The organism is Streptomyces sp. R44, assembly GCF_041053105.1.
Lineage (GTDB): Bacteria > Actinomycetota > Actinomycetes > Streptomycetales > Streptomycetaceae > Streptomyces.
This window is the reverse complement of record NZ_CP163444.1, coordinates 3,613,908-3,639,742: the sequence shown is the minus strand read 5'-3', so window position 1 is coordinate 3,639,742 and position 25,835 is coordinate 3,613,908. Positions and strand designations below refer to the sequence as shown.

Annotated in this window: 23 protein-coding genes; 16 read left to right on the top strand and 7 right to left on the bottom strand. The window is 72.8% G+C overall.

The genetic code is table 11. The annotated features are described in order from the left end of the window. Positions 1-99: 99 nt before the first annotated feature. The 3 genes from AB5J54_RS16740 to AB5J54_RS16730 all read right to left on the bottom strand — a co-directional run bounded on the left by AB5J54_RS16740 (position 100) and on the right by AB5J54_RS16730 (position 4,585). Positions 100-1,737, bottom strand: a complete 1,638-nt coding sequence (locus tag AB5J54_RS16740) for a penicillin-binding transpeptidase domain-containing protein (RefSeq protein WP_369144713.1) — start codon at positions 1,735-1,737, stop codon at positions 100-102. 177 nt (positions 1,738-1,914) lie between these two features. Continuing rightward, positions 1,915-2,712 (bottom strand): hypothetical protein, encoded by a 798-nt coding sequence (locus AB5J54_RS16735; protein WP_369144712.1) that lies wholly within the window; start codon positions 2,710-2,712, stop codon positions 1,915-1,917. 166 nt (positions 2,713-2,878) lie between these two features. Then, positions 2,879-4,585: a dolichyl-phosphate-mannose--protein mannosyltransferase gene (locus AB5J54_RS16730; protein ID WP_369149356.1), complete on the bottom strand. Its 1,707-nt coding sequence runs from the start codon at positions 4,583-4,585 to the stop codon at positions 2,879-2,881. Between the two features lie 94 nt (positions 4,586-4,679). Here AB5J54_RS16730 and rsmI point away from each other — a divergent pair, with 94 nt between their 5' ends. The 6 genes from rsmI to AB5J54_RS16700 all read left to right on the top strand — a co-directional run bounded on the left by rsmI (position 4,680) and on the right by AB5J54_RS16700 (position 10,300). Continuing rightward, positions 4,680-5,567, top strand: a complete 888-nt coding sequence (rsmI, locus tag AB5J54_RS16725; RefSeq protein WP_369144711.1) for a 16S rRNA (cytidine(1402)-2'-O)-methyltransferase — start codon at positions 4,680-4,682, stop codon at positions 5,565-5,567. Between the two features lie 138 nt (positions 5,568-5,705). Continuing rightward, a complete protein-coding gene (locus AB5J54_RS16720; protein WP_369144710.1) occupies positions 5,706-6,128 on the top strand; it encodes a hypothetical protein in 423 nt (140 codons plus the stop codon). Between the two features lie 52 nt (positions 6,129-6,180). Further along, entirely contained in the window at positions 6,181-7,050 is an 870-nt protein-coding gene (locus AB5J54_RS16715) for a TatD family hydrolase (protein WP_369144709.1), read from the top strand. A gap of 82 nt (positions 7,051-7,132) precedes the next feature. Then, entirely contained in the window at positions 7,133-8,416 is a 1,284-nt protein-coding gene (locus AB5J54_RS16710) for a ubiquitin-like domain-containing protein (protein WP_369144708.1), read from the top strand. Positions 8,417-8,519: 103 nt separating this feature from the next. Then, positions 8,520-9,404 (top strand): 16S rRNA (adenine(1518)-N(6)/adenine(1519)-N(6))-dimethyltransferase RsmA, encoded by an 885-nt coding sequence (gene rsmA / locus AB5J54_RS16705; protein ID WP_369144707.1) that lies wholly within the window; start codon positions 8,520-8,522, stop codon positions 9,402-9,404. Continuing rightward, positions 9,401-10,300 (top strand): 4-(cytidine 5'-diphospho)-2-C-methyl-D-erythritol kinase, encoded by a 900-nt coding sequence (locus AB5J54_RS16700; RefSeq protein WP_369144706.1) that lies wholly within the window; start codon positions 9,401-9,403, stop codon positions 10,298-10,300. Before rsmA ends, AB5J54_RS16700 begins: the two co-directional genes overlap by 4 nt. Here AB5J54_RS16700 and AB5J54_RS16695 read toward each other — a convergent pair. After that, positions 10,297-11,271 carry a hypothetical protein gene (locus tag AB5J54_RS16695; protein WP_369144705.1) on the bottom strand — a complete coding sequence of 325 codons (975 nt, stop codon included), beginning with the start codon at positions 11,269-11,271 and terminating at the stop codon, positions 10,297-10,299. The two genes, AB5J54_RS16700 and AB5J54_RS16695, sit on opposite strands and share 4 nt — an antisense overlap. Positions 11,272-11,493: 222 nt before the next feature. Between AB5J54_RS16695 and AB5J54_RS16690 the strand changes: the two genes are divergently transcribed. Then, positions 11,494-12,786 (top strand): acyltransferase, encoded by a 1,293-nt coding sequence (locus tag AB5J54_RS16690; protein WP_369144704.1) that lies wholly within the window; start codon positions 11,494-11,496, stop codon positions 12,784-12,786. Here the strand turns inward: AB5J54_RS16690 and AB5J54_RS16685 are convergent. Together AB5J54_RS16685 and AB5J54_RS16680 are read right to left on the bottom strand one after the other, a co-directional pair. After that, on the bottom strand, positions 12,773-13,192 hold the full coding sequence (locus AB5J54_RS16685; protein WP_369144703.1) for a type II toxin-antitoxin system VapC family toxin: 420 nt from the start codon (positions 13,190-13,192) through the stop codon (positions 12,773-12,775). The two genes, AB5J54_RS16690 and AB5J54_RS16685, sit on opposite strands and share 14 nt — an antisense overlap. After that, on the bottom strand, positions 13,189-13,461 hold the full coding sequence (locus tag AB5J54_RS16680) for a CopG family transcriptional regulator (protein ID WP_369144702.1): 273 nt from the start codon (positions 13,459-13,461) through the stop codon (positions 13,189-13,191). Before AB5J54_RS16680 ends, AB5J54_RS16685 begins: the two co-directional genes overlap by 4 nt. Positions 13,462-13,554: 93 nt before the next feature. Here AB5J54_RS16680 and AB5J54_RS16675 point away from each other — a divergent pair, with 93 nt between their 5' ends. The 8 genes from AB5J54_RS16675 to AB5J54_RS16640 all read left to right on the top strand — a co-directional run bounded on the left by AB5J54_RS16675 (position 13,555) and on the right by AB5J54_RS16640 (position 24,323). Beyond that, a complete protein-coding gene (locus AB5J54_RS16675; protein ID WP_369144701.1) occupies positions 13,555-15,360 on the top strand; it encodes an ABC-F family ATP-binding cassette domain-containing protein in 1,806 nt (601 codons plus the stop codon). Positions 15,361-15,472: 112 nt separating this feature from the next. Then, positions 15,473-17,344: a PQQ-binding-like beta-propeller repeat protein gene (locus AB5J54_RS16670; RefSeq protein WP_369144700.1), complete on the top strand. Its 1,872-nt coding sequence runs from the start codon at positions 15,473-15,475 to the stop codon at positions 17,342-17,344. Between the two features lie 13 nt (positions 17,345-17,357). Continuing rightward, a complete protein-coding gene (locus AB5J54_RS16665; RefSeq protein WP_369144699.1) occupies positions 17,358-19,208 on the top strand; it encodes a PQQ-binding-like beta-propeller repeat protein in 1,851 nt (616 codons plus the stop codon). A gap of 143 nt (positions 19,209-19,351) precedes the next feature. Then, a complete protein-coding gene (locus AB5J54_RS16660; protein ID WP_369149354.1) occupies positions 19,352-20,035 on the top strand; it encodes a LuxR C-terminal-related transcriptional regulator in 684 nt (227 codons plus the stop codon). 120 nt (positions 20,036-20,155) lie between these two features. Next, positions 20,156-21,199: a galactose-1-phosphate uridylyltransferase gene (gene galT / locus AB5J54_RS16655; RefSeq protein WP_369144698.1), complete on the top strand. Its 1,044-nt coding sequence runs from the start codon at positions 20,156-20,158 to the stop codon at positions 21,197-21,199. Further along, positions 21,196-22,167 (top strand): UDP-glucose 4-epimerase GalE, encoded by a 972-nt coding sequence (gene galE / locus AB5J54_RS16650; RefSeq protein ID WP_369144697.1) that lies wholly within the window; start codon positions 21,196-21,198, stop codon positions 22,165-22,167. Before galT ends, galE begins: the two co-directional genes overlap by 4 nt. Continuing rightward, positions 22,164-23,312, top strand: a complete 1,149-nt coding sequence (gene galK, locus AB5J54_RS16645; protein WP_369144696.1) for a galactokinase — start codon at positions 22,164-22,166, stop codon at positions 23,310-23,312. Before galE ends, galK begins: the two co-directional genes overlap by 4 nt. Before the next feature lie 240 nt (positions 23,313-23,552). Continuing rightward, complete coding sequence (locus AB5J54_RS16640) at positions 23,553-24,323, top strand: LuxR C-terminal-related transcriptional regulator (RefSeq protein ID WP_369144695.1); 771 nt, start codon at positions 23,553-23,555, stop codon at positions 24,321-24,323. On the opposite strand, the gene AB5J54_RS16635 is transcribed toward AB5J54_RS16640, so the two are convergent. After that, positions 24,282-24,779 carry a MarR family winged helix-turn-helix transcriptional regulator gene (locus tag AB5J54_RS16635; protein ID WP_369144694.1) on the bottom strand — a complete coding sequence of 166 codons (498 nt, stop codon included), beginning with the start codon at positions 24,777-24,779 and terminating at the stop codon, positions 24,282-24,284. The two genes, AB5J54_RS16640 and AB5J54_RS16635, sit on opposite strands and share 42 nt — an antisense overlap. 162 nt (positions 24,780-24,941) lie before the next feature. Here AB5J54_RS16635 and AB5J54_RS16630 point away from each other — a divergent pair, with 162 nt between their 5' ends. Further along, on the top strand, positions 24,942-25,775 hold the full coding sequence (locus AB5J54_RS16630; protein ID WP_369144693.1) for a trans-aconitate 2-methyltransferase: 834 nt from the start codon (positions 24,942-24,944) through the stop codon (positions 25,773-25,775). Positions 25,776-25,835: the final 60 nt, after the last annotated feature.

Below are 25,835 nucleotides of genomic sequence, written 5' to 3'. Positions count from 1 at the left end.
TACGGGGCACGCGACCGGGTTCCGGCCCCGGCCGCGCGCCCTCCGGGTCGCCCCGGCTTCAGGACCACGATGGTCACCCCGCCTTCGGAGCGACGATGGTCACCCCGCCTTCAGGACCTTCGCGACCACCCGGCCCGCCGCGTCGCCGCCGTGGCCGCCGGCCTGGACGACGGCCGCGGCGGCGAGGTCGCCCGAGTAGCCGGTGAACCAGCTGTTCGAGGTGGACTGGCCGTCGACCTCCGCCGAGCCGGTCTTGGCGCCCTTCGGCGACGGCACCCCCGCCATCGCCTCGGCCGCCGTACCGTTCGTCGCCGCCGCCTTCATCATCCGGCGCAGCCCACTGGCGACCTCGCCGGGGAGCGGCTCCGCCGTGGCGAACGCGCGGTCGTCGAGGTCCCGCGCCACCAGGTAGGGCTGGAGGAACCGGCCGTTCTTCGCGGTCGCGGAGAGCGAGGCGACGTTCAGGGCGCTCATCGTGATCTTGCCCTGGCCGATGTACGAGGCGGGCGTCTCGCTGCCGGCCGACTCGGGGACGCTGCCGTCCGAGGCCTGGACGCCGATGTTCCACTCCTCGCCGATGCCGAACCGGTGGCGGGCGGTGGTGCCGAGGGCGGTGTCCGCGACGCCCTTGTCGCTGAGCTTGGTGATCGCCTTGATGAAGGCGGTGTTGCAGGAGCGGCGGAACGCGTCGGTGAGGGTGCCGCCGCTGATGCTGAACCGCTTGAGGTTCTGGAAGGTGGCACCTCGCGACAGGACGTCCGGCGGACACTCGACCTTGGTGTCGGGCGTGGCCAGACCGTGCTCCATCATCATCGCCGCCGTGACGATCTTCATCGTGGAGCCGGGGGCCTGCTGGCCCTGGAGCGCGGTGTTGAACTCCTTGGCCGGGCTGTTGGCGACCGCCCGTATCGCCCCGGTGGACGGCTCGATCGCGGCCACCGAGGCGGAGCCGTACCCCCTGACGGCCTTCTCCGCCGCCGCCTGGACGTCCGCGTCGATGGTCGTCTTCAGGGTGCCCGGCTTCCCCTTCCGCAGGACGAGCAGGGGCGTGTCGGCGACGCCCTCGCTGCCCGAGTCGATCCAGGTCTCGACGCCGGCGGTGCCGTCGACCTTCGACCCGTACCGCTTGCGGAGTTCGGCCAGGACCGGCCCGAGCGAGGGGTACTTCGCCGCCGTCAGCTCCACGCCGTCGCGGTCGACGGCCTTCACCTCGGCGGTCTTCGCGACGCCCGTCCGCAGGGTGCCGGCGGCGGTCAGCTTCGGGTGGAGGACGGCGGGCTGCCACTTCACGAGCGGGCGGCCGGTGCTCTGCCCGCGCACCACGGTCAGTTCGGAGGCGTACGACAGGTCCTTGGACACGCCCTCGTACGTGACGGTCGCCCGTACCGTGAACGGCACCTTCGGCCCGACGGCCGCCCCCGGCGTGATGACGGCCTTCGCGACCTTCGCCCCCTCCCGGTAGGCGGCGACCGCGGCTCCCGCCGAGACCGGGTCGTTCGTCAGCTGGGCCGCCCGGTCCGACTCCCCGGCGGCCCAGGCGGCCAGGAAGTCCTTCGCGGTGGCCGTGACCTCGTCGTCGGTGACGGGCCCCGTCTTCGGCGCGTCACCGGCCTTGGCGCCCACGGACGTCTCCCCGCCGGTGACCCCCGTCCAGAGGTTGTACCCCCCGTACCCGACTCCGCTCGCCACGACGAGGAACACGCCCCCGACGATCGTGACCTTGACTCCACTGCGCATGACTGCGCCTCCCCTCCCCAGGTGGACCGACGAGTCAAGCAGCCGTGGCGTTCGCGTGTCGAGCAACGGACGCCACATCCGTCATACCCGTCCCAACGGACCGGTGTCGCACCGCCCGCAGCAGCCACCGTAGTTTGAACGCGTTCAAGTAATCAAGGTCGGGCGGCCGCCGGGGGATCAGGCGCGTTGGAAGCCGTCGACGGCCATGGAGATGGTGAGGGCCAGGAAGGCGAGACCGACGGCGATGATGGCCAGGAAGACGAGCGTGCCCGCCGCCTTGGCAATCCACGATTTCGCATGGACCGGGTCGGCGGGGTTCCTCGGGTGGTAGGCGACCTTGATGGTCGGCGCGCTGCCGGAGATGTACGCGCCGCGGACCACGCCCTGCAGGTCGGTGTAGGCGTAGTCCCTGGGGCCGCGGCGCACCGCCTCGACGGTGATGCCGTACCGGGGGTAGGTCCACTCGCGGTACTGCATGGACAGGGCCGCGACCCCGAACGCGACGATGCCCACGGCGATGGGGGTGAACACCGAGAACGCGACCGCGCGGCTCACCGACTCCACGATGCCCAGGGGTACGGCCACCCCGACCGCCACCAGGCCGGTGACCCACGCCGTGAGCCTGAACGCGCGCGTGTACCAGTCGTCATCGGACCCCGCCGGCGCGCTGTCGGTGACGAGAGCCGTGCCGTCGGCCGCCCGCTCCTCCGGCAGGAGCGCGGTGACGGCGTCGGCGAACGCCGTGGCCGCCACCTCACTCACGCCCCGGACCTTGTACGTGACCGGGGTCGTCCCGGCCGGGGCGGTCAGCTCCACGGCAAGGGCACGGCCCTCGGCGCCGACTCGGCGGACGGCCTGGAGCGGGATCCGCTTCTCCTTGCGCCGCCGGCTCAGGACGAGGACGTCGTCCTGAGCCTGGAGGGTGGTACCGGCGCGGCCCCGGAGGACGGGTATCGGTGAGCTGGTGGTGGACATGGGCGTTGATAGTAGGGCGGGGACGGCTCTGACGCCGGAGGGGCAAGCGGAGGTCGTCCCGGGCCGTCTGTGGGCCGTCGAGGGGCCGCCAGGGCCCACTGGCAGCCACCGACAACAACCAAGAGGGCGCGACCAGTGGTCGCGCCCTCTTACCGCAATTCCCCCGCTACACCCAGGTGTCGAGCCACATCCTGGCCCGCCACTGGTCCATCGGAATGGGAGTGCCGGTGTAGATGGGCCAGAAGTAGATGAAATTCCAGACGATGAGCAGGACCAGGCAGCCCGCCGCCACCGCGCCGAAAGTGCGGCGTCTTTCCGAGGAGCCTCGGGGGCCGATGATCGCGCCCAGCATCATGGCCACCGCCAGGCACAGGAAAGGCACGAAGACGACCGCGTAGAAAAGGAAGATGGTGCGTTCCTGGTAAAGGAACCAGGGGAGCCAGCCGGCCGCGATGCCGCAGGCGATCGCGCCCGCGCGCCAGTCGCGGCGGAAGGCCCAGCGCCACAGGATGTACAGGATCGCGAAGCAGGCGGCCCACCAGAGGAGCGGGGTGCCCAGCGCCAGGACCTCCTGGGCGCACTTCTCCTTCGCCGTCACCGGGCAGCCCGCCGTGCCGGGGGCGGGGGACTCGTAGAAGTACGAGACGGGCCGCCCCAGGACGATCCAGGACCAGGGGTTGGACTGGTAGGTGTGCGGCGAGGTCAGGCCGACGTGGAAGGTGTACACCTCGGACTCGTAGTGCCAGAGGCTGCGCAGCCAGTCCGGGAGCCAGCCCCAGGTGCCGCCGCCGACCGCCTTGTCGTGCTCCTCGGCCCAGTGGCGGAAGTAGCCCTTGTCGGTGGCAAGCCAGCCGGTCCAGGTCGCCAGGTACGTGCCGATGGCCACCGGGACGACGGAGACGAACGCGGGGACCAGGTCCTTCTTGATCACCGCGAGGTGCGGGCGGACGGCGCCGGCCGTGCGGCGGCCGCCGACGTCCCACAGGACGGTGAGGAGACCGAAGGCGACCATCACGTAGAGGCCGTTCCACTTGGTCGCCGCGGCGAGGCCCAGGGACACGCCGGCCGCGATCCGCCACGGCCGCCAGCCCAGGCGCAGGGACTCCGCGATGTCCGCGTCGGGCCGCAGCACCCCCTCCTCGTCCTCGGGGAGCGCGGCCGCGAGCCGCTTCCTCGTCCGGTCCCGGTCGAGGACCAGGCAGCCGAAGGCGGCGAGCACGAAGAACATCAGCACCTGGTCGAGCAGCGCGGTGCGGCTCATCACGAAGTGCAGTCCGTCGACGGCCAGGAGCAGGCCCGCCAGGCAGCCCAGGAACGTCGAGCGGAACAGACGGCGGCCGATCCGGCACAGCATCAGCACGGACAGCGTGCCGAGCAGGGCGACCATGAAGCGCCAGCCGAAGGGCTCGAAGCCGAAGAGCTTCTCACCGACGCCGATCACCCATTTGCCCATCGGCGGGTGCACGACATAGCCGGGATCCGTCGGCACCAGGACCGAACCCGGGTCGGTGAGGATCGTCTTGTCGATGTCCTTCGGCCAGGCCCCCTCGTACCCCTGGTTGATCAGGGCCCAGGAGTCCTTGGCGTAGTACGTCTCGTCGAATATCACCGCGTGCGGCTTGCCCAGGTTCCAGAACCGCAGCAGGCCCGCGACCGCCGTGACCAGGAGCGGACCGCCCCAGGCCAGCAGCCGCCACAGCCGGTCGGCGCCGCCCGGGCCGATGCCGAGCAGCGACCACGTCCGCTCGGACGGCCGGGTGTACGGGGGGACGAGCCGCTCGCGCAGCCCGATCGGGTCGGTGGCCGGCGGCGTGTAGCCGAAGCGCCGCAGCCTCTGCTGCCAGGAAGAGGGCTCTGCCACGGGCGCCGCCATGGGGTGCTGGCCCTCCAGGGCCTCGGGTGCGGTACTGGTCACCGCGCCATCGTAGGGAACGCGCCTGTGCGAGTCGCCTGTCCGGGCTGGGAGGATGGTCCGTGTGACAGGAACGCTGGTACTCGCAGGGACCCCCATCGGTGACATCGCGGACGCTCCGCCGCGCCTCGCCGCCGAACTGCAGGGCGCGGACATCGTGGCCGCCGAGGACACCCGGAGGCTGCGCGGCCTCACCCGGGCGCTCGGCATCCACACCACGGGCCGGGTCGTCTCGTACTTCGAGGGCAACGAGTCCGCCCGTACGCCGGAGCTCGTCGAGGCCCTGGTCGGCGGGGCGCGGGTGCTGCTCGTGACGGACGCGGGCATGCCGTCCGTGTCGGACCCCGGCTACCGGCTGGTCGCCGCCGCCGTCGAGCAGGACATCAAGGTGACGGCCGTCCCCGGCCCGTCCGCCGTGCTCACCGCGCTGGCCCTCTCAGGCCTCCCCGTGGACCGCTTCTGCTTCGAGGGCTTCCTGCCGAGGAAGGCCGGCGAGCGCCTGGGCCGCCTCCGCGAGGTCGCGGACGAGCGCAGGACCCTCGTCTACTTCGAGGCCCCGCACCGGCTCGACGACACCCTCGCCGCGATGGCCGAGGTGTTCGGCGCCGAGCGCCGGGCCGCCGTCTGCCGTGAGCTGACCAAGACGTACGAGGAGGTCAAGCGGGGCCCGCTCGGCGAGCTCGCGGAATGGGCGAAGGACGGCGTACGCGGCGAGATCACCGTGGTCGTCGAGGGCGCCCCGGAGACCGGCCCCGCCGAGCTCGACGCGGAGGAGCTGGTGCGCAGGGTGCGGGTGCGCGAGGAGGCGGGGGAGCGCCGCAAGGAGGCGATCGCCGCCGTCGCGGCGGAGGCGGGACTTCCCAAGCGGGAGGTGTTCGATGCCGTGGTCGCGGCAAAGAATGCGGACGTGTCGGGCCCCGGAAAGGGTAAAGGACTAATGTGAAAGGCAAAGCCGAACCCGGCGCCGGGACTCTTCGCAGGGCGCTTGGCAAGGGAACGCCAAAGAGAAATCCATGGTTCGTCCCCCGCTGATGCGCTCCGGCCCGAAAAGGCGTCCACTGATCAGTGGAGAGGAGCTGGCATGAGCGAGATCACCGGCACCGGCATATCCGTCGCCCATGAGGCGTACGCCTTCGCCTGCATGCGCTGTGGATACGGCTGGGAGCAGGCGTACGACATCGAGCACCACGTCGACGCCGCCGGCCAGGAATTCGTCGTCTACAAGGCCGACGGAGAGCGGGTACCGTCCCCGCTGTCCAGCCCCACCTGCATGAACTGCGGCGGACACGTCGTCCGCATCATGCGCGCGGGGCAGGTGTCGTCGGTGCTCGACCTGGTCGCCGCGACCGAGAAGCACCAGCACGGGGCGCGGGCGACGAAGCCCGTCTCACCGGCCGGGCCCATCGGCCAGGAACTGACCGAGGGCGACGTCCCCGAGAAGCCGCCGGTGCCGCATCACTGGCATCTGTCGGACCTCTTCCACCCCCGCAGGCGTCACCAGTAGTCCACCGGTAACCCCGCGCGCCGGCACTCGTGGCCCTCGTACGATCGGGGCCATGAGTGCCAAGGACGCCCCGCCGCCGCTGCCCGAACCCCTCCTCGTGGAGGTCGCGGACTCGCACACCCACATGGACCTGCAGTCCGGGACCGTGGAGGAGGCCCTGGTCAAGGCCGCCGCGGTCGGCGTGACCACGGTCGTCCAGGTCGGCTGCGACGTGAAGGGCTCGCAGTGGGCCGCCGAGACGGCCGCCGCCCACGAGAACGTGCACGCCGCCGTCGCGCTGCACCCCAACGAAGCCCCCCGCATCGTCCTCGGGGACCCCGACGGCTGGTCCCGCCAGGGTGCCCGGCAGGGCGGCGGCGACGCGGCCCTCGACGACGCCCTCACCGAGATCGACCGGCTCGCCGCCCTGCCGTACGTCCGCGGCGTCGGCGAGACCGGCCTCGACTTCTTCCGTACGGGCCCCGAGGGCATCGCCGCGCAGGAGCGTTCCTTCCGCGCCCACATCGAGATCGCCAAGCGGCACGGCAAGGCCCTGGTCATCCACGACCGCGAGGCCCACGCCGACGTGCTGCGCGTCCTGGACGAGGAGGGCGCCCCCGAGCGGACCGTCTTCCACTGCTACTCCGGCGACGCCGCCATGGCCGAGATCTGCGCCGCCAAGGGCTACTACATGTCCTTCGCCGGCAACGTCACCTTCAAGAACGCCCAGCCGCTGCGGGACGCGCTCGCGATCGCCCCCCTGGAGCTGGTCCTCGTCGAGACCGACGCCCCCTTCCTCACCCCGGCGCCCTTCCGGGGCCGCCCGAACGCCCCGTACCTGATCCCGGTCACCGTCCGGGCCATGGCCGAGGTCCGCGGGATCGGGGAGAACGAGCTGGCCGAGGCGATCGCCGTGAACACGGCCCGCGCCTTCGACTACTGAGCATCACCGATCCATAACGGTTACGTGGCGTAGTCGGGTCGCTGTGGAGAGTGACGGCGGTCGGGGCTAGGGTCCCGGCCTCGTGAGTACTTCCCAGGGCAGTCACCGAGCCGGACGGCGGGGCGCGGCCGCGACCCTGCCCGTGCACGAGCAGCCGACGCAGGCGGCGCCCCTCGTGGTGCCGGGCGTCGTGCCCGCCGCCGTCCCCGGCCAGGGCTCCCGGGCCGGGGCCCGCCGGGCCGCCCGCCGCCGCAAGACCTCCGGCGGTACGGGCGAGGGCCTGCGGAAACTCGTCCCGCAGGCCCTCGTCGTCGCCTTCCTCGCCGGCGGCACCAGCGCCTTCGTCGCCGACGACAAGGCCGTCGAGCTCACCGTCGACGGCGTCCCCCGCACCCTCCACACCTTCGCCGACGACGTGCGGGAGCTCCTCGCCGACGAGGGCGTCGCCGTCGGCGAGCACGACATCGTCGCCCCCGCCCCCGGCGAGCCCCTGGTCAGCGGCGACGAGATCGTCGTCCGGTACGGGCGGCCGGTCGCCCTCACCCTCGACGGGCAGCGCCGCCAGGTCTGGACGACCGCCGGGACCGTCGAGGGGGCGCTGCGCCAGCTCGGGGTCCGCGCCGAGGGCGCCTACCTCTCGGCCTCCCGCGGGGCCACGATCTCCCGGCAGGGCCTGGCGCTCGACGTCCGCACCGAGCGGGCCGTCACCTTCCTGGCCGACGGGCGCGAGCGGACGATCCGTACGAACGCCGCCACCGTCCGGGAGGCCCTCGCCGAGGCCGGGATCACGCTCTCCGGACAGGACACCACCTCCGTCCCGGCCGACTCCTTCCCCCGCGACGGCCAGACCGTGAACGTCATGCGGATCACCGGTTCCCGGCAGGTGCGGGAGGAGTCCGTCCCGTACACCGTCGAGCGGGTCCGCGACCCCGAGCTGTTCGCCGGCACCGAGGTCGTCGAACGGCAGGGCGTCCCGGGCGTCCGCCGCGTCACGTACAGCCTGCGCACGGTCAACGGCGTCAAGCAGCGGCCCCGCAGGACCGGCGAGGAGATCGTCCGCGAACCCGTCAGCCGCAAGGTGCGGATCGGCACCCGGCCGCTGCCCGGTTCCGTCGCCGGCGCCGACGGCCTCGACTGGGGCGCGCTCGCCGCCTGCGAGTCCGGCGGCCGCCCGAACGCGGTCGACCCCTCGGGGACGTACGGCGGGCTCTACCAGTTCGACCCCGGCACCTGGCACGCCCTCGGCGGCAGCGGCACCGCGCAGAACGCGTCCGCGGCCGAGCAGACCTTCCGCGCGAAGAAGCTGTACGTGCAGCGGGGCGCGAGCCCGTGGCCCCACTGCGGGCGGCGGCTCACCCATGGGTAGGGGGCGTCTTGTCGATCAGGCCGGGCTCGCGGCAAGACGCCCCCTAGCCGCCCGTGCCGGTGAGCCGTAGGTCGGCCCCACCGGCGCCCCGTACGCTGTACCGGTGAGCACCACCACCGGCCCCGAAAGCCCCGACGCCCTCCTCGGCCCCGCCGACATCCGTGAGCTGGCCGCCGCCCTCGGCGTGCGCCCCACGAAGCAGAAGGGCCAGAACTTCGTCATCGACGCCAACACCGTCCGGCGGATCGTCCGCACGGCCGAGGTGCGGCCCGAGGACGTGGTCGTGGAGGTGGGGCCCGGACTCGGCTCCCTCACCCTGGCCCTCCTGGAGGCCGCCGACCGCGTGACCGCCGTCGAGATCGACGACGTGCTCGCCGCCGCGCTGCCCGCCACGATCGCGGCCCGCCTGCCCGGGAAGAAGGACCGCTTCGCGCTGGTCCACTCCGACGCGATGCACGTCGAGGAGCTTCCGGGCCCGCCGCCGACCGCGCTCGTCGCGAACCTGCCGTACAACGTGGCCGTGCCCGTCCTGCTCCACATGCTGGAGCGGTTCCCGACCATCGAGCGGACCCTCGTCATGGTCCAGGCCGAGGTCGCGGACCGGCTCGCCGCCAAGCCCGGGAACAAGGTGTACGGAGTCCCCTCCGTCAAGGCCAACTGGTACGCCGAGGTCAAGCGCGCCGGCGCCATCGGCCGCAACGTCTTCTGGCCCGCGCCGAACGTCGACTCGGGCCTCGTCTCCCTCGTCCGCCGCACCGAGCCCCTCCCGACCACCGCGAGCCGGCAGGAGGTCTTCGCGGTCGTCGACGCGGCCTTCGCGCAGCGCCGCAAAACCCTGCGCGCGGCCCTCGCGGGCTGGGCGGGCTCGCCCGCGGCCGCCGAGGAGGCCCTGGTGAAGGCCGGGATCTCGCCGCAGGCGCGGGGCGAGTCGCTGACGGTGGAGGAGTTCGCGCGGATCGCGGAGAACAAGCCGGAGGCGAAGGCATGAGCGGCGTGACCGTACGCGTCCCCGCCAAGGTCAACGTCCAGCTCGCGGTGGGCGCGGCCCGCCCCGACGGCTTCCACGACCTGGCGAACGTCTTCCTCGCCGTCTCCCTGTACGACGAGGTCACCGCCACCCCCGCCGACGCGCTGACGATCACCTGCGAGGGCCCGGACGCCGACAAGGTGCCGCTGGACCGCAGCAACCTGGCCGCGCGCGCCGCCGAGCTGCTGGCCGCCCGGCACGGCATCGCGCCGGACGTGCACCTGCACATCAAGAAGGACATCCCGGTCGCCGGCGGCATGGCGGGCGGCAGCGCGGACGGCGCGGGCGCCCTGCTCGCCTGCGACGCGCTCTGGGGCCTGGACACGCCCCGCGAGGTGCTCCTGGAGATCTGCGCCGAGCTCGGCTCGGACGTGCCGTTCAGCCTGGTCGGCGGGGCGGCGCTCGGCACCGGGCGGGGCGAGAAGCTGACGGAGCTGCCGGTCGGGGGCACCTTCCACTGGGTGTTCGCCGTCGCCGACGGCGGTCTTTCGACCCCGGCGGTGTACGGGGAGTTCGACCGTCTCACCGAGGGCGTCGAGGTCCCCGAGCCGGCCGCCTCACCGGCGCTCCTCGATGCCCTGGCGACCGGCGACACCGCCGCTCTCGCAGCCACCCTCGCCAACGACCTCCAGGCACCGGCGCTCTCCCTGCGCCCCTCGCTCACCGCGACCCTGGCGGCCGGCACCGAGGCGGGCGCCCTCGCGGCGCTGGTCTCCGGCTCGGGCCCGACGACGGCGTTCCTGGTGAAGGACGCGGAGACGGCGGACACGGTCGCCGCCGCCCTCGTCGCCTCCGGCACCTGCCGCACGGCCCGCCCGACGACGTCACCGGCGCCGGGCGCGGTCGTCCTGGGCTAGAGCTTGTTCTTCGAGATCCGGGCCAGCAGCAGGTTCGGGTCCGGGTCCGTGGTGGTGAAGTAGGCCGCGCTGGGGACGTAGACGGTCTTGGCGCGGACCGCCACCGAGGTCGGGCCGTCGAGGCCGTCCGCTCCGGTGAGGACGGTCTTGTGGGTGCCGTCGGGGCGGACGAGTTCGAGCTTGTCGGCCGTGACCCGCGCGGCCAGGACCGTGTCGCCGTGCCCGGTGAACGCGAAGTCGTCGATCCCGGTGATGCCGGTCGCCCTGGTCTGGATCGGGCCCGCGGTCCTGTTGTGCCTGATCGGGATGCGGAGCAGGGTGCTCTGCGCGGAGTTGGACACCCAGACGGCACCGTGGTGGACCTTCAGGCCGTTGGCGCCGTAGGGGATCTCGTCGCTCGGCTGGAGGGCGGCTCCGGTGGCCCAGACCGTCGCCTCCACCTGGACGTTTCCGTCGGGCACCGGAGCGCTCCACACGACGCCGAGGGCCGAGTCGGCGGCGTACAGGGTGTCGCACTTCTCGTCGAGGGCGAGGCCGTTGGGGAAGCCGTCGACGGGCACCTTCACGACCCGCTGGGGCGCGCTGCCGTCGGGGCGGATGCGCCAGATGCCGTTCTCCTCCTCGGTGCCGGTGACGTAGTTGACGTACAGGGTGCCGTCGTGGGCGCGGGCGATGCCCGTGAGGATGGACCCCGTCGGGTCGGTCACCGTGGGGAGGACCGCGAGGTCCGTCGGCCCGGAGCCGTTCTTGCCGACCCGCACCACCTTGTGGGCGAAGGCGAAGGTCAGGACCGCCGAGCCGTCGGGTTCGACGGCGATGTTCTCCGGGGTCTCCCCGGCGTCGAAGTCGAAGTGGGCGACGACGCGGGGATCGGACACCGTCGGGTCGGCGGCCGACGCGGGGCCCGCGGCGAGCACGGTGAGGGCGGCGGTGGCGAGGGCGACGGCGGCCAGGCGGGGGTGTCTCGACATGAACTCTCCTGCGGCGGGTGGCGAGTGATCTGAGGAGAGGCTGTCGGTTCGCGGGCGGGGGAGGCGGGCTGCCATGGCCGGGAGGTCGCCCACGTGGCCGACGGCTTGGGGCCGGTTGGCACTGCGCGACCCGCCTCCGGGGGTCTCGTACTCCCATACTCAGCTCCCGTCTGAGTATCCGCGCCCTGACGGCCGGCCGGGCCGTCGCGGGACCGTGCTCGTATGGGAATCAGCGCGCGTGAACTCGCCGCCGCCACACCGGCGACGCGGGACCGGTACGTCGATCTGCTCCGGGTCGCCTCGCTCGCGGTCGTCGTCCTCGGCCACTGGCTGATGGCGGCCGTCACCGCCGACGGGCAGGTCGGGAACCTGCTCGCCGTCGTGCCGGAACTCCAGGTGGTGACCTGGGTGTTCCAGGTGATGCCGGTGTTCTTCTTCGTGGGGGGCTTCTCGCACGCCCTCGCCCACCGCTCCCGCCCGCGGTACGCGGCCTTCCTGAGGGCCCGGCTCCAGCGGCTGCTGCGGCCGACGATGGTGTTCGTCGGGGTGTGGGGCGCGGCCGCGCTGCTGCTCCAGCTGTCCGGGGCGGACGGAGGACTCACCGGGGTGGCGCTGCGGCTCGTCACGCAGCCGCTGTGGTTCATCGGGATCTACCTGGCGATGGTGGCCTTCACTCCGCCGCTGCTGCGGCTGCACGAGCGGTGGGGGTGGGGCGCGTTCTTCGCGCTCGCGGGCGGGGCGGTCGCCGTGGACGTGCTGCGGTTCGCTACGGGCGTGCCCTTCGTGGAGTTCCTGAACTTCGCGTTCGTGTGGCTCGCGGTCCACCAGCTCGGTTTCCTCCGCGCCGACGGCATGATCCGCCGCCCGGCGCTGCTCGCCGGCGCGGGCCTCGTCGGCGCGACGGCGCTCGTCGCCCTCGGGCCGTACCCGCTGTCGATGGTGGGGATGCCGGGCGAGAAGGTGTCGAACATGGCGCCGCCGACCCTCGCCCTGCTCTGCCACGGCCTGTGGCTGGTCGGCGCGGTCGAGCTGCTCAAGGGCCCGGGTGCGCGGCTCCTCGCCCGGGCCGGGGTGTGGCGGGCGGTGGTCGCCGCGAACGGGATCGCGATGACGGCGTTCCTGTGGCACCTGACGGCCATGCTCGGGGTGTACGGCGCGCTGCTCGGTCTCGGCGTGGAGCTGCCGGCCCCGGCCTCGGCCGCCTGGTGGGCGCAGGTGCCGCTGCGGTTCGCGGCGGCGGCCGTGCTCACGGCCCTGCTCGTCGCGGTCTTCCGCCGCTTCGAGGCGCCGGTCCCCGCCGCCCCGGCGACCGACGCGGGCGGCCCTCTCGCCGCGCTCGGCATCACGCTCGCCCTGTTCGGCGTCCTGGGCCTGTCCCTGACGGGCTTCGCGGGGCTCCTCGACGGTCACTCGGCGACCCTGATCGCCGTCCCGGTCACGGCCCCGGCGGCGGTGGGGCTCGCGCTCGTGGGCTGGCTGCTGGTGGAGCGGGCGGGGCGGGTCAGATCGCGATGACAGTCGCGCGGCCCCGGCAGAGGGCCAGCAGGTCCTCAGGGTCCGAGGTCAGCACGGTGACGGGACCGGGCGCCCCGATGGCCGTCGCGGCGACCATCGCGTCGATGGCGTACTTGTGGCCGTGCAGACCCGCCTCGGCGAGCAGGGCCCCCGCCTGACGGGCGACGGCGTCGGTCACGGGTTCGACGACGAGGCGCGACAGCGTCCACTCCAGGGCGGCCCGGTTGATCCGGGGGTGCATCACCTCCACCAGCGTGGCCGCGCTCGTCACGACCCGCAGGTCGTCGGCGCGGGCCAGCGCGAGCCAGCCCGTGACCTCGCGGTCGCGCAGGACGGCCTTGGCGAGTCCCTCGCTGTCGAGCACCAGCGTCCCGCCGGGGGCGGCTTCGGGGCGGGGCGGTGTCACGCCGCACTCGCCTCGCCGGATGTCGAGCCGCCCTGCTCCTCGCGTGCACGCCGCAGCCGCTCGCGCCGGGCCTGGACCTCCTCGTCCGTGACAGGGCCGTGCTCGGCCTCCGCCACAGCGATGAGCTCGTTGAGGTCGTCCCGCTCTATCTGCCGGGCGACGGCGGCGGTGACGTAGGCCGAGAGCCCGGAGGGGCCACCACGCGCGCGTGCCGCCTCCGCGAGGTCCCGGGGCATGCTGATCGAGTACTTCTGGGTGGGCTCGCTCATGCCTCTTATGCTACCGCTGATACCACCCGTCGGGCGGGGAGAGCCCGGCGACGTACCCTGGGACGTCGATCGATCCCCCGTACAGGAGTGAACGTGGCCGTCAACCTGGTCAATGTCGAGGCCGTCAGCAAGGTGTACGGCACCCGTGCCCTCCTCGACGGGGTCTCGCTCGGCGTCTCCGAAGGGGACCGGATCGGGGTCGTCGGACGCAACGGCGACGGCAAGACCACCCTCATCCGGATGCTCGCCAAGCTGGAGGAGGCCGACACCGGCCGCGTCACCCACAGCGGCGGGCTCCGCCTCGGGGTGCTCACCCAGCACGACTCCCTCGACCCGAAGGCCACCATCCGGCACGAGGTCATCGGCGTCATGGCCGACCACGAGTGGGCGGGCAGCGCCAAGATCCGCGACGTGCTCACCGGCCTCTTCGGCGGGCTCGACCTGCCCGGCTTCGAGCAGGGCCTCGACACGGTCATCGGCCCGCTCTCCGGCGGCGAGCGCCGCCGCATCGCGCTCGCCAAGCTCCTCATCGAGGACCAGGACCTGATCGTCCTCGACGAGCCCACCAACCACCTCGACGTCGAGGGCATCGCCTGGCTCGCCAAGCACCTCCAGGAGCGCCGCTCGGCGCTCGTCTGCGTCACCCACGACCGCTGGTTCCTCGACCAGGTCTGCACCCGCATGTGGGACGTGCAGCGCGGTGACGTGCACGAGTACGAGGGCGGCTACTCCGACTACGTCTTCGCCCGCGCCGAGCGCGAGCGGATCGCCGCCACGGAGGAGGCCAAGCGGCAGAACCTGATGCGCAAGGAGCTGGCCTGGCTGCGGCGCGGTGCCCCCGCCCGCACCTCCAAGCCGCGCTACCGCATCGAGGCCGCGAACGAGCTGATCGCCGACGTGCCGCCGCCGCGCGACACCTCCGAGCTGATGAAGTTCGCCAACGCCCGCCTCGGCAAGACCGTCTTCGACCTGGAGGACGTGAGCATCACCGCCGGCCCCAAGGAGCTGCTCAAGCACCTCACCTGGCAGCTCGGGCCAGGCGACCGCATCGGCCTCGTCGGCGTCAACGGCGCGGGCAAGACCTCACTCCTGCGCGCGCTCGCCGAAGCGGCCGTCAGCCAGGGCGAGGAGCAGCCGGCCGCCGGGAAGATCGTCGTCGGCAAGACCGTCCGGCTCGCCTACCTCTCGCAGGACGTCACCGAACTCCCCGCCACGCTGCGCGTCCTGGAGGCCGTGCAGCAGATCCGCGACCGCGTCGACCTCGGCAAGGGCCGCGAGATGACCGCCGGTCAGCTCTGCGAGCAGTTCGGCTTCTCCAAGGAGAAGCAGTGGACCCCCGTCGGCGACCTCTCCGGTGGCGAGCGCCGCCGCCTCCAGCTGCTCCGCCTCCTGATGGACGAGCCGAACGTCCTCTTCCTCGACGAGCCCACCAACGACCTCGACATCGAGACCCTGACCCAGCTGGAGGACCTCCTCGACGGCTGGCCGGGCTCCATGGTCGTCATCTCCCACGACCGGTTCTTCATCGAGCGCACCACGGACCGGACGTTCGCGCTGCTCGGCGACAAGACGCTGCGGATGCTGCCGCGCGGCATCGACGAGTACCTGGAGCGGCGCCAGAAGATGATCGAGGCGTCGGTGCCGGCGCCCGCCGCCGCGCCCGCGCAGCAGAAGTCCGGCCTCTCCGCCGCCGACGCCCGCGCCGCCAAGAAGGAGCTGCAGAAGGTCGAGCGACAGCTCGACAAGCTCTCCGACAGGGAGGCGAAGCTGCACGCGCAGATCGCCGACAACGCCACCGATTTCGAGAAGGTGGCGAAGCTCGACGCGGAGCTCCGGGAACTCGCGGGGGAGCGGGAGGAATTGGAGATGCGCTGGCTGGAACTGGCCGAAGACGCATAACAACGGCATCACAGGCCGGTCCTCCCTTGGGTACAAGGGGCGGACCGGTCGCTTTTGCGCCAGCGCGTGAGTGGTAGAAAGAAAACCCGTTCACGTCAAGGGGGAACCGCTGATGACCCAGCCGCCCAGCAACCAGCCGCCGGGGGGCTTCGGAGCCCCCCAGGACCCGAACCAGGCCCCGAACCAGGCCCCGAGCCAGGGTCCGGCCGTGCCGCCCGTGCCGCCGCAGGCTCCGCCGGTCCCGCCGCAGGCGCCGCCGACCCCGCCCGCCACGCAGCCCGGTTACGGCTACCCGCAACAGCCGGGCCAGGCCCCGCAGCCCGGTCCGTACGGTCAGCCGGGTCCCTATGGCCAGCCCGGACAGGCCGGACAGCCCGGTCCCTACGGACAGCCGGCGCAGCCCCCCTACGGGTACCCGCAGCAGGGCCAGCCCGGTCAGCCCGGCCCGTACGGTCAGCAGCCGAACCCCTACGGCGGTTACCCCACCCAGCCCATGTACCAGGGCGCCCCCACCCCGCCCCAGGGCCCCGGTGGCGGCGGCCCGTTCAAGGGCAGGACCGGAATCGTCGCCGGCGTGGCCGCCGCGGCCGTCCTGGTCGCCGCCGTCACGACCTGGGCCGTCGTCGGCGGGGACGACGACAAGGACCCGGCCGCCCAGCCCACCGCCACGGCCACCTCCTCCTCCGGCGCTCCTAAGCCCACCGAGTCGGTGGACCAGGGCGACGGCACGGGCGACGGCGGCAACGGCGACGAGGACCTCAACGCGGGCCGCCAGGCCGGCGAGGCGAAGGTCAACTGGCTGCTGAAGAACGACGTCGACCTGCCCCGCAACGGCTCCGACGTCTTCGGCCCGTGGATCGTCGGCGACACCGTCGTCAAGGCGATGTACAAGGGCGTCGACGGCTACGGCCTGAGCGACGGCAAGCGCAAGTGGCACGTCGACCTGCCGTTCGAGCTCTGCGCGGTCCCGCCGGAGCCCGCCGCCGACGGCTCCATGGTCTTCGGCTACGCCGAGAGCGCCAAGGACGGCGCCAAGTGCACCCAGCTCCAGAAGGTCGACCTCAAGACCGGCAAGGCCGGCTGGAAGAAGGCCGTCCCGAAGGCCACGGGCCTCTTCGCCTTCTCCGACAACACCCTTGCCATCAGCGGCAACACGGTCACCGCGGCCGGCTCCAGCAGCGCGTACGGCTTCTCCCTCGCCGACGGCCACCAGCTCTTCAAGGGCGCCGACAGCGGCTGCAAGCCCTTCGCCTTCGCGGGCGGCAGCAAGCTGATCGCCGCCATGGACTGCCCCTCGGGCAGCACCACCAAGAAGCTCCAGGCCATCGGCGAGGTCGACCCCAACACCGGCAAGCCGAAGTTCACCTTCCAGCTGGAGGCGAACTGGGAGGTCGACAAGGTCTACTCGGTCGACCCGCTGGTCGTCTCGGCCACCCAGCGCGACCAGAAGAAGTGGTCCATCTTCGCGCTGAACGCCAACGGCAAGCTGCGCTCGCAGATCCAGGGCGGCAACGACAAGTTCGCTCCCTCGTGCGGCGGCAGCTTCGTCATCTTCGGCAAGAACCTCCAGGGCTGCACCGGTGTCGCCGCCGACGCGAACACCTTCTACATGGCCACCGAGACCGGCTACGGCAAGGGCAACGAGGTCGTCGCCTTCGACCTGAACACCGGCAAGGCCAAGTGGCGCTCCAAGGCCCCGGGCGACCAGCCGATGACGCCGCTGCGCATGGACGGCGGGCAGGTCCTGCTGTACGTGGACCCGTCGTACGACAAGGGCGGCGCCGTCGCCACCCTCGCCCCGACCGGCGGCGCGCCGAAGATCCTGCTCCAGCACCCGGCCTCGGCCGCCGGGATCGAGAGCAACTTCTACGACGCGAGCTTCGCCTACGGCAATGGCACCTTCGTGGTGGCGAGCGGCCGTGTGTCGGCGTCCAACGACAAGGACGAGATGCAGGTCAAGACGATGATGGCCTTCAGCAAGTGAGGTACACGGACCGATGACGCAGCCACCCCCGCCGCCGCCGAACCAGCCCCCGGACCCGCAGGGCGGCTTCGGCGCCCCGACGCCCCCGCCGCCGCAGCAGCCTCCGGCCCAGCCGGAGCCCGGTTACGGCTACCCGCAGCAGCCGCCGGCGCCCCAGCCGGAGCCCGGCTACGGGTACCCGCAGCAGCAGCCGTACGGGTACCCGACGGCGCCCCAGCAGCCCCAGCAGCCGCAGCAGCCCCCGCAGTACGGCGGTTACCAGCAGCCGCAGCAGCCCCAGCAGCCGGTCCAGCCCCCGTACGGCTACCCGACTCAGCCGCAGCAGCCGCAGTACGGCGGCTACCAGCAGCCCGTCGCGGCCCCGGCCCCGGCCGGCGGCGGCAAGAAGCTGTCGGCGCAGCTCCAGATCGTCATCGCGGCGGCCGTCGCCGTCGTCCTGATCATCGGCGCCGGCATCTGGTACGCCAACTCCGGCGGCGGTGACGGCGGCAACGAGGCGAAGGGCTCGGGCGGCACCTCGCAGGGTCCCGCCACGGGTGGCGGCGACACCGGTGGCAAGGGCCTGGGCGGCGGCGGCAAGGAGAAGCCGCCGGCCGACACCAAGTCGACGATGACCTTCCAGATCGCGCAGCCGAAGGTCGCGGACATCACCGACGTCTCCGGCTCCTGGATCACCGACAAGGCGTTCGTGAAGCCCGGCGTGAACTCGCTCGTGGGCTACGACCTGGACAAGGGCAGCGTCCTGTGGACGCTGCCGCTGACCGGCCAGGTCTGCGGCGCCTCGCGGCACGTCACCGCCGACAACAAGGCGCCGATCCTCTTCGAGGCCACCAAGCGGGTGGGCCCGCGCTACTACCAGCCGTGCACCGAGGTCGGCGTGGTCGACCTGAACACCGGCAAGCTGCTCTGGTCCACCTCGGTCACCGGCGGCTCCGCCGGCGACCAGAAGGCCCGGTTCACCGAGGTCACCCTCAGCGGGGCGACCGTCGCGGCCGGCGGCACCGACGGCGGCGCCGCCTTCGACCTCGCCAACGGCAACCCGCGCTGGAAGCCGCAGGCGAACGACCAGAACTGCTACGACATGGGGTACGGCGGCGGCGAGGGCCTCGTCGCGGTCCGCAAGTGCGGTCAGTACGACAACCCGAACGTGCTGATCCAGAACCTCAACCCGACCACGGGCGCCCCGCTCTCGCAGTACAAGATGCCGCCCGGCGTGAAGTACGCCTCGGTCATCTCCACCAAGCCGCTGGTCGTCGCGGCCGACGTCGGCGAGACCGCCGGTGACGGCAGCGGCATCTCGGACTTCTTCTCCATCGACGAGAAGACCGGGAAGCTGAAGGCGAAGATCACGGCGGACGCGGACCAGTACGCGGCCCGCTGCCGTGCCACCGAGGTCGAGTCCTGCACCCAGGCGCTGGTCGGCAACGGCCGGCTGTACGTGCCGACCGAGGAGCACGAGGGCAGCACCGGCGAGTACGGCAGCGAGACCAACGAGATCATCGCCTTCGACCTGGCCACCGGGCGCACCGTGCCCGAGAAGGCCGACGCGGGCGACAAGTTCACGTACGTCCCGCTGCGGATGGACGGCGGCAACCTCATCGCCTACAAGGCCCCGCCCTACGACCAGGGCGGCCGGATCGTCTCGGTCGACGGCGGCACGATGAAGGAGACGCTGCTCCTGGAGAACCCGGCGAACAAGTCGATCCACAACGTCGAGAGCAGCTTCAGCCTGAACGGCGCCGAACTCCTCTACGGCGACGGCCGGTTCTTCATCTCGGAGACCCTGGTCAGCAAGCCGCGGGAGAACGCCTCGCCCAACGACATCAAGGAGTACCTGATCGTCTCCTTCTCCGTCGCGCACTGACGACCCGCCGTCCGCCCGTGGGCCCTTCCGGTGATCCGGAGGGGCCCGCGCGCATGTCGGCGGCCGGAGCGGGGGAGCGTGTAGCTTTCCGGGTCAGGCCCGCCGGGGCATCCGGCCGGCCAGGAGGAGGGGGGATGACCGGGATGGGCGTACGCCTCGTGGTGGTGGACGACCACCGCCTGCTCGCGGAGGCGCTCGCCTCGGCGCTGAAGCTGCGCGGGCACCGGGTGCTCGCGGCGGCCGCGCCGGTGGCGGGGGCCGCGGAGCTGGTGGTGAGCCGGGCGCCGGAGGTCTGCCTCCTGGGCACGGCGGCGCCGGACGCGCCGGGGGCCTTCGACCCGGTCGTACGGATCAAGCGGGAGCGGCCGCAGGTCGCCGTGGTGGTGCTCGGGCCGGTGCCCTCGCCGCGCGGGATCGCGGCGGCGTTCGCGGCCGGGGCCTCGGGGTACGTGCGGCACGACGAGCGCATCGAGGGCGTCGAGCGGGCGCTGGTGAAGGCGCGGGCGGGGGAGTCGGCGGTGTCGCCGCAGCTGCTCCAGGGGGCGTTCGAGGAGCTGCTGCACCCTTCGGCGCAGCCGGACGACGAGGCGCAGCGGCTGCTCCGGCTGCTGACCCACCGGGAGGTGGAGGTCCTGGTCCGGGTCGCGGAGGGCGAGGACACCCGGCTGATCGCGGCGGGGATGGGGATCGCGCCGAGCACGGCGCGGACGCATGTGCAGCGGGTGCTGATGAAGCTGGGGGTCGGTTCGCGTCTGGAGGCGGCGGCGCTGGCGGCCCGGACGGGGCTGCTCGACCGTGCGGTGCCGGGGCAGCGCCGCTCCTCCTGACGCTTCCTACGAGGTGACGTAGCCGGGCCCCCGGGTGAGGGGCCCGGCCTCGGCATTGACTGAGATGTTCGAATGTGATTCTTTGTGCGTGGTTCTGTTTGGTCCGCCCGGAGGCACCCCGTGAAGAAGACCGTCACCACGCTCGCCGACGGGCGCGAGCTGATCTACTACGACACGCGCGACGACACCGTCCGCACCGCCGTCGACCCCCGTCCCCTCACCCCGGTCGTCTCCCGCTCCGAGATCCGGTACGACGAGCTCACCGGCGATCCCGTCGCCATCGCCTCGCACCGGCAGGCCCGCACCTACCACCCGCCGGCCGACGCCTGCCCGCTCTGCCCCGCCAGGGACGGCCGGGAGAGCGAGATCCCCGAGGAGAGCTACGAGGTCGCGGTCTTCGAGAACCGCTTCCCCTCCCTCTCCGGCGGCGTCGGCCGCTGCGAGGTCGTCTGCTTCACCGACGACCACACGGACTCCTTCGCCGACCTCACCGAGGAGCGCGCCGGACTCGTCCTCGACGCCTGGGCCGACCGGACCGCCGCCCTCTCCGCCCTGCCCGGCGTCGAGCAGGTCTACTGCTTCGAGAACCGCGGCGCGGAGATCGGCGTCACCCTGCCGCACGCGCACGGCCAGATCTACGCCTTCCCGTACGTCACGCCCCGCACGGCCGCCATGCGCCGCCGCGCCGACGAGCACCGCGCGGCGACCGGACGGAACCTCTTCGACGACCTCGTCGCCCGCGAGAAGGCCGACGGCGAGCGGGTGGTCCTGGAGACCGAGCACTGGATCGCCTTCGTGCCGTACGCCGCGCACTGGCCGTACGAGGTCCACCTCCACCCCAAGCGCCGGGTGCCGGACCTGCTCGCCCTGGACGCGGCGGAGCGCACAGAGTGCGCACAGGTCTACCTGGAACTCTTGAGGCGCTTCGACCGGATCTTCGGCCCGGACGAGCCGCCGACGCCCTACATCGCCGCCTGGCACCAGGCGCCGTTCACGGACGAGCGGCGCGAGGACCTCGGACTGCACCTGGAGCTTTTCACCGTCCGGCGGGCCTCTGGCAAGCTGAAGTTCCTCGCGGGCACCGAGTCCGGCATGGGCGCGTTCATGAACGACGTACGGCCGGAGGACGCGGCCCGACGACTCCGAGAGGTGGCAAGCGCATGACGCGGAAGTATCTGGTGACCGGAGGGGCCGGGTACGTGGGCAGCGTGGTCGCCGCCCACCTCCTGGAGCGGGGCCACCGGGTCACCGTCCTCGACGACCTCTCCACCGGCTTCGCCGAAGCCGTCCCCGAGGGCGCCGAGTTCATCCGGGGCCGCATCCAGGACGCGGCGCGATGGCTCGACGGCTCCTACGACGGAGTCCTGCACTTCGCCGCCTTCTCCCAGGTCGGCGAATCGGTCGCCAAGCCCGAGAAGTACTGGGAGAACAACGTCGGCGGCACCATGGCCCTGCTCGCCGCGATGCGCACCGCCGGGGTCCGCAGGCTGGTCTTCTCCTCCACCGCCGCCACCTACGGCGAGCCGGAGACCGTGCCGATCACCGAGACCGCGCCGACGGCCCCCACCAGCCCGTACGGGGCGAGCAAGCTGGCCGTCGACCACATGATCGGCGGGGAGTGCGCGGCCCACGGCCTGGCCGCCGTCTCGCTGCGCTACTTCAACGTCGCCGGGGCGTACGGCACGCTCGGCGAGCGCCACGAGCCCGAGTCCCATCTGATCCCGCTCGTCCTCCAGGTCGCCCTGGGCCGCCGCGAGGCGATCTCGGTGTACGGCGAGGACTACCCGACCCCGGACGGCACCTGCGTCCGCGACTACATCCACGTCGCCGACCTCGCCGAGGCCCACCTCCTCGCGCTCGACGCCATGACCGCCGGCGAGCACCTGGTCTGCAACCTCGGCAACGGCAACGGCTTCTCCGTCCGCGAGGTCGTCGAGACCGTCCGCAAGGTCACCGGCCACCCGATCCCCGAGATCACCGCGGAGCGCCGCCCCGGCGACCCCGCCGTCCTGGTCGCCTCCGCCGAGGCCGCCCGCGAGCGGCTCGGCTGGACGCCCTCCCGCCCGGACCTGGCCGATGTCGTCGCCGACGCCTGGGCGTTCGCACAGCAGCAGGCAGGAGTCCGTCCATGACGTCGACGACCGTCGCCGCCGACTTCGAGGCGCTGTACGGCGCCGCGCCCGACGGGGTCTGGGCCGCCCCCGGGCGGGTCAACCTCATCGGGGAGTACACCGACTTCAACGACGGCTTCGTGCTGCCGCTCGCGCTTCCGCACACCGCCGTCGCCGCCGTCTCCCGCCGCGACGACGGCGTCCTGCGCCTGCACTCCGCCGACGTCGACGGCGGGATCGTCCAGCTGGACGTCGACGCCCTGGAGCCGCTCTCCGGCGGCGGCTGGGCCGCCTACCCCGCCGGGGTCGTGTGGGCGCTGCGGGAGGCCGGGCACCCGGTCACCGGCGCCGACGTCCATCTCACCTCCACCGTGCCGACCGGCGCCGGGCTCTCCTCGTCGGCGGCCCTGGAGGTCGTCACCGCCCTCGCCCTGAACGACCTGTTCGAGCTGGGGATCTCCCGCCCCGAGCTCGCCCGGCTCGCCCAGCGCGCCGAGAACGCCTTCGTCGGCGTGCCCTGCGGCGTCATGGACCAGATGGCCTCCGCCTGCGCCGAGGAGGGCCACGCGCTCCATCTGGACACCCGCGACCTCTCGTACCGTCAGGTCCCCTTCGACCTGGCGCACGAGGGGCTCCGGCTGCTCGTCGTCGACACCCGCGTGAAGCACGCGCTCGGAGACGGCGCGTACGCCGAGCGGCGCGCCGGGTGTGAAGCGGGTGCGCGGGCGCTCGGCGTGCGCACCCTGCGCGAAGTGAGCGCCGCGCATCTGCTCGAAGCGCTCGGGCGTTTGAGCGACGAGACGATTCTGCGGTACGTGCGGCACGTCGTCTCCGACAACGACCGGGTGGAGCGGACCATCGCGCTGCTCGACGCCGGCGCCACCCGGGCCGTCGGCCCGGTCCTCACCGAGGGCCACGCCTCCCTCAGGGACGATCTGCGGGTCTCCTGCCCCGAGCTGGACCTCGTCGTCGAGGCGGCCAACGCCGCCGGGGCGCTCGGCGCCCGGATGACCGGCGGCGGCTTCGGCGGCTCGGCCGTCGTCCTCGTGGAGACCGAGCGGGCGGAGGCCGTGTCGGCCGCCGTCGGCAAGGCCTTCGCCGAGGCCGGGTACGCCGCCCCGGGGATCTTCCCGGCCGTCGCCTCGGCGGGCGCGCGCCGCCTCTGAACCACCGCACACACCCGGACTGCTTCGGACAGTTCCGCGAATCGGCCCCCACCGCGGCGCCCCGCCCCTACTCTGAGGGGCAGCGCCGGTGGGGGCCGGTGCTGTTCAGGGGGCGAGACCCGTCGGGTACGGCGCCAGAAGCGGGGTAACAGTCAACGCACGGCGGCGGCCGTGCCTTCGGCGGACCCGCCTCCGGCGCCGTACCCGCGTCGGTCCGTTCCTCGACACTTGGGAGTGTCCGTGGCACGCATCCGCGTCCTGGTGGTGGACGACCACCGCATCTTCGCCGAATCGCTGGCCGCCGCCCTCGCGGCGGAGCCCGATGTCGACGTCGCCGCCGCCGGCAGCGGCCCGGCGGCCCTGCGCTGCCTGGAGCGCGGCGCGGCGGAGGGCCGCAGGTTCGACGTGCTGCTCGTCGACGCCGAGCTGGGCGCGGGACCGGCCGGAGCGGCCGTGGCGCGCGTGGTGCCCGCGGACGCGGAGGGCGCGGTGGACGGGATCTCGCTGGTCACGGGCGTACGACGGGTGCAGCCCGCGCTCCGCACGGTCGTCCTCGCGGAGAAGGACGACCCGCGCAGGGCCGCGCTCGCGCTGCAGGCCGGGGCCTCCGGCTGGGTCGCGAAGGACTGCTCGCTGCAGCGGCTCCTCGCGGTCGTGCGGGGCGTGCTGCGGGACGAGACGCATCTGCCGCCCGCGCTGCTCACGGGCGTTCTGCGGGAGTTGACGGAGGCGCGCAGGCACCGGTCGGACAGTGAGCGGCTCGTGGAGTCGCTGACGCCGCGCGAGCGGGAGGTGCTGCGCTGCATGGTCGCGGGCCTGGGCCGCAAGGCGGTCGCCGAGCGGCTGTTCCTCTCCCCGCACACCGTCCGCACGCACATGCAGAACGTGCTGGGGAAGCTGGGCGTGCACTCGACGCTCGCGGCGGTGGCGCTGGCCCGCCGGGCGGGTGTGGGTCCCGCGGAGCCGGTGCTACCCGGGGATGTTGTCGAACGGGGCGGTCAGCCGGCGTAGCAGTCCGGCCAGTTCGCCGCGCTGGGCGCGGGAGAGCTGGGCCAGGATGGCGCGCTCCTGCGCGAGGAGTCCGGCGAGCGCCTCGTCGGCGCGGTCGCGGCCCTCGGGGGTGAGCCGGACGAGGACCCCGCGCCGGTCGCTGGGGTCGGGGAGCCGCTCGACGAGGCCCTTCTTGGTGAGCCGGTCGATGCGGTTGGTCATGGTGCCCGAGGTGACCAGGGTCTGGGTGAGGAGCTGGCCGGGGGAGAGCTGGTACGGGGCTCCGGCGCGGCGCAGCGAGGTGAGGACGTCGAACTCCCAGGGCTCCAGCTGGTGCTCGGAGAAGGCGAGCCGACGGGCGCGGTCGAGGTGGCGGGCGAGCCGCGAGACACGGCTGAGCACCTCGAGCGGTTCCACGTCGAGGTCGGGGCGCTCACGGCGCCATGCTGCGACCAGTCGGTCGACCTCGTCCTCCATGACGATCAGTGTAGAGGGTCTGTTGACATAAAGTCTCTTGTGTTCGAGTTTCTCGATGTCAAGTATCTTGGAGTCAAGATATATTTCCCTGGACTATGGGGAAGGGACCCCGCCGGAACTCGTTCCGCTTCGGCAACTCGTGCCAGCAAGGGGGCTTCGAACATGCATTCCGTCGACTCAGCCGCACCCACCTGGGACCCGCAGCAGTACCTCCGTCACTCCGGCCACCGCACCCGCCCGTTCCTCGATCTGCTCGCCCGAATACCGCAGCTGCCGGCCCAGGACCGGCCCGCCCGCATCGCCGACCTCGGCTGCGGACCCGGCAACGTGACGGTCCTCCTCGCCGACCGGTGGACCGACGCGCACATCACCGGCTTCGACCTCTCCACCGAGATGCTGGAGCGCGCCGAGAAGGACTGGTCCGGCACCACCCTCGGCGGCGGCTGGCTCGACTTCCGGCCCGCCGACGCCGCCCACTGGACCCCCGACGAGCCCTACGACCTGATCGTCTCCAACGCCGCCCTCCAATGGGTGCCCAACCATCCCGAGTCCTTCGCCGCCTGGATCGACGGCCTCCATCCCGGCGGCACCCTGGCCTTCCAGGTCCCCGGCAACTTCACCTCGCCCAGCCACGCCCTGCTCGGCGAGCTCTGCGAGACCCCCGAATGGCGCTCCCGCCTCCGCGACCAGGGCCGCCGCTACGTCCACATCCTCGACACCGCCGACTACCTCGCCCGCCTCACCGACCTCGGCTGCGAGGCGGACGTCTGGGAGACCACGTACTGCCAGCTGCTCCAGGGCGAGGACCCCGTCCTCGACTGGGTCAAGGGCACCGCGCTGCGGCCCGTCCTCACCACCCTGGGCGACGACCAGGAGGCCGTCGCCGCCTTCCTCGCCCAGTACCGCGCGCTGCTCCGCGAGGCCTACCCGCCCGGCCCGCACGGCACGGTCTTCCCGTTCCGCCGCATCTTCGCCGTCGCCCGCAAGAAGTCGTGACCCCCATCGGGCCGTTAACGCGCGGACGCCCCGCACCGGAACTCCGGTGCGGGGCGTCCG